Raw genomic sequence first — 5,239 nt, forward strand, 5'->3', positions numbered from 1 at the left:
CCGGTTTCCTTGGCCTTCAGCCAAGGCTGGTATGTTACGCGCCGTTGGCGCTGTAACGGCTGGTATGTTGCACGCCGTTGGCGCTTTAACGGCCTGTTGTGTCCCAGGCGGGGATGTCTGCCGCGTCCGCATCGCCCTCGTTTCCCAAAGTCTGTCCTCCCGAGGGTCGATTCCACGTTCCCAGCGCGACATTCACAGCCGCCCCGAACCATCCGGCCTCGACGGGGGCAACAAGCGCTGCCCCAAAGGGTAGAGGCACCCGTGCCGTCGAGGAGAACAGGGGGAGATGGATACTGAAAAGGCTATGTCGTGTGCACGCGGTTGCTGCCGGTTTTCATGTCCTGCCGCCACGGCAATACGCGGGCCTTTCCGTTCCGTTTTGCTGCGAACATGGCCTGGTCGGCCCGTCGGCACAGCACGTCGAACTGGTCGCCGTCGCGCGGGGCTTCCACGACGCCCGCGCTGAACGAAATCCGCAGGTGGTTGCTCTTCTCCGACACGCTCTGAAAACTGCGTTGCATGCGGTCGATGATGTTGACGGCTGCCTTCTCGCCGGTTTGCGCGAAAAACAATACAAACTCTTCTCCGCCGTACCGCATTACAATGTCCACGCTGCGGCTGTTCTGTCTGAAAACCTTCGCCAGCGACACCAGCACCCGGTCGCCCGCCGCATGCCCGTGCAGATCGTTCACCGCCTTGAACTCGTCGATGTCCACGAACGCCAACGCCCCAATCGACGGATACCGCTGGATGCGTTCCAGTTCGCGGCGCACCTCGCGCTCGCCCGTCTGCCGGTTAAGCAACTGCGTCAAGGGATCCAGCTGCGCCGCCTTGGCCAGGGTCTCCCGGCGGGTCAGCACGGCTTCTACGCGCGCCACCAGCACCTCCGGGTTGAATGGCTTGGTGATGTACTCGTCCACGCCGTACCGCAACCCCCTGATCTCGTCCTCGGGCAAGGATTTCGCCGACAGAAAAATGAATCCGGTGTCCCGCAGTTCCGGCCGCGGCTGAATGGCCTCGCGCAGCCCGAATCCGTCCATCTTGGGCATCATGATGTCGCAAATGATGATGTCGACCACGCGATCCTCGAGCAGCTTCAGAGCCTCGATGCCATTGCCTGCCGCAAGCGCGAGGTATCCCGCGTCTTCCATGGTGAAGATGACCAGCTCGCGCGTATGCGGGTCGTCTTCAACGACAAGCACGGTATACTGATATTCGTTTTCGCCCATCGCTGTCTTTCACCCCTGTTACGGGCTATTAGCCGGGTCTCCGGCTGGCAGAAACACCCGGAATACCGAACCCTTGCCGGGCTCGCTCTCCACGGCCAGCCGGCCCCTGTGAAGCCCTACCATTTCGCGCACAATGAACAACCCCAGGCCCGTGCCCGGGACCACTTCCCCCTCGCGGTGCACCCGGTAGAACCGGTCAAAAATCTTGTCCCTGGATTCCTCCGGAATCCCCACGCCGTTATCCGCCACTTCGAGGACAACCTGGTCCCCTTCTCGACAGATGCGGCCCCGCACCCAGCCTCCGTTCGGCGTGAATTTGATGGCGTTGTCAACCAGGTTGTGCAACACCGTATGCAGTTTCTTGGCGTCGCCCCAAACCACGGGCCGCGGCGTGTCGATGTCGAACGCCAGACGGATGTCCTTCGCCTGCGCGAGCTGCTCGAGCGCCGCCGTCACGTGCCGGGCCGTCTCTTCGAGCGCCACCGGTTCGCATTCCAGCAGAACCTGGCCCGACTCTATCCGCGCGATCAGCAGCAGTTCCTCGATCAGCATGATCAGCCGGTCCGCTTCTTCATCCATAATCGTTAGGAAATGCGTGCGCAACTGGGGGTTCACGTGCGGCTTGCCCAACAACGTCCTCACGAAACCTTTGATCGACGTCATGGGCGTGCGAAGCTCGTGCGACACCGCCGCCACGAAGTCCGACTTCATCTGGTCGATTTCGTGCTCCCGGGTCACGTCTTGAAAGATCGTCACGTGCCAGGTATCAGCCTGTCCCATATTGCGAATGCTCGAGCGCGTCGCCCAGCACATGCGCGGTTCCGGATGGCCAAGGTTTACATGCTTCTTGGCGAAATTCCGGTTCTGCTCCGCCGTCTCGCACCACATCTCGCGAAACGCCTCGTCCGGCACAAACGACAAGAAGTCCATTCCCGCGCACGCCGCCGCGGCGGCTCCCAGTAGCTCTTCCATTGCCGGATTCATCATGACCACCCGGGTGTGGCTGTCCGTCACGACCACCCCTTCTCCCATGCTGTTCAGGATCGTCTCGAGCCGGTTGCGTTCCTGGGCCAATATCAACGCCTTCGCCCGGTTGCCGGCCTCCGCTCCGCGGCGCGCGATGGCCTCTCCAATCATGCGCGCGATGGCGTCCAGGAGCTGCCGTTCCGCGGGCAGAAACGGCCCATCCTCGCCGGGACGCCGGCAGTCTTTCGTGTAAAACACCTGGACCATCCCGCGCGCCGCGCCTTCCGCCATGATCACCGCCGAATGCCCCCACGTCGTCATCTCGAAAGGCTGGCTGAGGTATTCCTGGCCGTCCAGAACGATCCGCGCCCGCGCATGCTCGGGATAGCGCCAGGCTTCAGGAATGAGGGACACTGCGTCGCGGCATATTTCCTGCGCTGTCTCGCGCGTGCAGGTCGCCTCGGCAAGACCGTAGATGCACATCAGCTCCTTCTGCTGGCGCTGGTGTTCCGCGCGTATCCGCCCCACTTCCCGCGTAATGTCTTCGTAGTCCGACACGTTGAAGGCGTACAATTGCCCAATGCCCCGCCTGGGCTCGCCCACAAGGGTGAGTTGCCACCGCCGGTCCCCAACCTTGGCGCAAAACATCCGGCGCCCGCCCACCGCGATCAATTCCGGCAAACCGAGCCGCTCTACATCGGGCAGGATGGCGCCGAGACGCCCGGCGCCGCCCGACACAAATCCAAAAGCGCCGGCTGCCGCGGCGTTGGCCTCGAGAACCTCCCCCGCGCCATTGAATCGCGCGACAGGGAACGGATTCAGCTCGTCGAGAGGCGTCATGTCGCCGGACACCGGTTCCAGCCTCTTTTGAAGAACGTCTATTCCCTCGCGGTGCATTGTGTCTCGCCAATCTCCTTTGACATCACGGCTTAATAGGCCTCGCCCCGGCGTCTACCAATGCTCACATTCAGGATTTTACCAGCAGCGCAGGAATGTTGCAGAACCCCCCCTCGTCATCCCAGGATCGCTGCGTTGTAAGCTATTGGCCCAAAATAAGTTACCCGGTCCGCCGCAGTTGTTGTCGATTACCGCAGTTTTTTCAGGACCGCCTCAGGCGTCATACCGGGCACGACTTCCTTCACCCCGCAAGTCTTTTCGGGCGAAACACTTCTTCCGAGTTCTGCAAAGAACCTGTTTTTGTCGTGGGGGGACGCAAAATGGCGGTTTGCCCACGCGCTCAGGTAACCCATTTCGCCGGCGCTTTGCAGCACCGTGTGGGCATAGAGGATGAGGGCCCCCTCGACGAAGGCCTCGCGCAGCGGGGCCATCTCCGGCGCGCTGAAATCATCCACAAACCGCTGCCCGTGTGCGTTCATCTCCGTACCAGCCAGAAGGGGAAGGCCGCGCGAGCTTGCCAGCGCCGCGATCTCGTGGAGCTTGGCAACCTTGGCCTGCTTCTCGGCCGGATTCTTCACGTTCCAATTGCGGTCGGGAATGATGTTGAGGGCCGCCGCCCCCGAGCCCAGAAGCAGCTCGAGCAGCTCTTCAATGGCCTGTTCCCCCGCCGTGAGACCGTTCAGCCACGCGACCGTAGGAATGGCCCCAGCGCCCAGGATCAGCCGGTTCACCTCTTCCATGCGCGGGAAATCCGGTCCCCTGGGCTGCACATAGCCGACCCCGCCCTGCTTCATCAGCTTGGACCGAATCAGCCCTTGGAACGCGGGCGGGTCCGGAAACAGCTTCTCGACGGCCTCAGGCGTCTGGCCCAGCTTTGCCGCCCAGAAGGCCGCCCGCGGCCCCGTCTCCGGAAACACCTCGATGCCCCTCTTCTCGTACGCCATACACACGTGCCGCTCCGTAGCGTTGCCGTGCGGCGTCAGAGGCAGCACATCCCGCTCGTAGTCCAGGGTCACGGGGTCAAGGCACGGGTTCACCCGCTCGACGATGGCCCGGGTGCGCTGGCCGGCCGTTTCGCGCAATCGCCCGAGCACCTCGCTATGCGGCACGGCGCTCGACGTGAACCCTGCTCCCATGTGGTACATAATGCCCGGCTCGCCCGGAGAATTGATCTCGCGTGTCTCAAACTCGGGCAAAAAGACCCGCGTCTCGAGACCCGCGCACCCGCGAATCCCTACGGCCCGGCAAGCATCGAGAAACTCGTCCACGGCGTCCAACACGTCAAAATCCACCACCCCGGCGGCCAGCAGCCCTTCACACCGGGCCTTCCATGCAAAGCAGGACGGCGAATACCCGTAGCCGTTGAACGAGAAGAACGTGTGCGCGTGCAGGTTCACGGCGGGCTGCGGCGCAGGCAGGTCAATCTGCCCCGCTTGCACCAAGTCCATCAGGCCATGAAGCGCATCCCTCCGCACGCCTTCATCAAAATCGTTCAGTCGAGCTTCAAACAGTTCACGCGAATCGGACATGGCCACTCCCCAGTTTCTTTCAGGCAATAGACACGGGCGTGATGGTACTCAATTTGGGGAACGCAGGGAAAGCTCAGCCCCGAGGGTGTATCACCTGACCACCTCGTAGCCCAAGTCTTGCACTACCTGACGGAGTCCGGCCAGGTCCAGGTTTTCGCCCCGTACCGTCGCCTGGCCCGCCGCGAGATCCACCTCGGCGCTCGTCACCCCGGGCGCATTACGCAACCCGCGCGCCACCGAACTCGAACAATGCTCACAGGTCATCCCATCGATCTTCAGGACCACGGCGCCCTCGCCCGCACGGTCCCCCCCGGAAGGCGCCGGCGCTTCTGACGCAGCCGGGGCCGCTTTCCGGACCCGGCCGCCCCACAGGCTCAGCGCGATCATGGCTACAAGCGCTACCGCGGAGATGTGCTGCCACCAGGCGACCGTCATCTCGTGCGTCATGTGGTGTTCGGGAAGGCCCAACCCGCCCAGTACGCGGATGGTTGTGTCAAGCGCGAGACCGGCAGCAAGGGAGCCCAGCGCGACCGTGGCCAGATAGACGAGCGCGGTCTTTTTGCCCAGCACTTTGAAGACCGTTGCAAGGGTGGCCGCGTTTGTCGCGGGACCCGCCAC

4 protein-coding genes are annotated in these 5,239 nt (G+C 63.0%); all 4 read right to left on the reverse strand.

The window, feature by feature from the left end:
* Positions 1 to 302: 302 nt before the first annotated feature.
* The gene (locus tag PLJ71_03695; GenBank protein HQM47763.1) at positions 303 to 1,229 is read right to left on the reverse strand and encodes a diguanylate cyclase; all 927 of its coding nucleotides are present in this window, start codon (positions 1,227 to 1,229) and stop codon (positions 303 to 305) included.
* A gap of 18 nt (positions 1,230 to 1,247) precedes the next feature.
* Positions 1,248 to 3,092, reverse strand: coding sequence for an ATP-binding protein (locus PLJ71_03700; protein HQM47764.1), 1,845 nt, complete (start codon positions 3,090 to 3,092; stop codon positions 1,248 to 1,250).
* Between the two features lie 188 nt (positions 3,093 to 3,280).
* Positions 3,281 to 4,621 carry a hypothetical protein gene (locus tag PLJ71_03705; GenBank protein ID HQM47765.1) on the reverse strand — a complete coding sequence of 447 codons (1,341 nt, stop codon included), beginning with the start codon at positions 4,619 to 4,621 and terminating at the stop codon, positions 3,281 to 3,283.
* Between the two features lie 90 nt (positions 4,622 to 4,711).
* Positions 4,712 to 5,239, reverse strand: a 528-nt coding sequence (locus PLJ71_03710; protein HQM47766.1) for a cation transporter, incomplete at its 5' end; no start/stop codon positions are given.

It is taken from the genome of Candidatus Hydrogenedentota bacterium, from assembly GCA_035416745.1.
Lineage (GTDB): Bacteria > Hydrogenedentota > Hydrogenedentia > Hydrogenedentales > SLHB01 > UBA2224.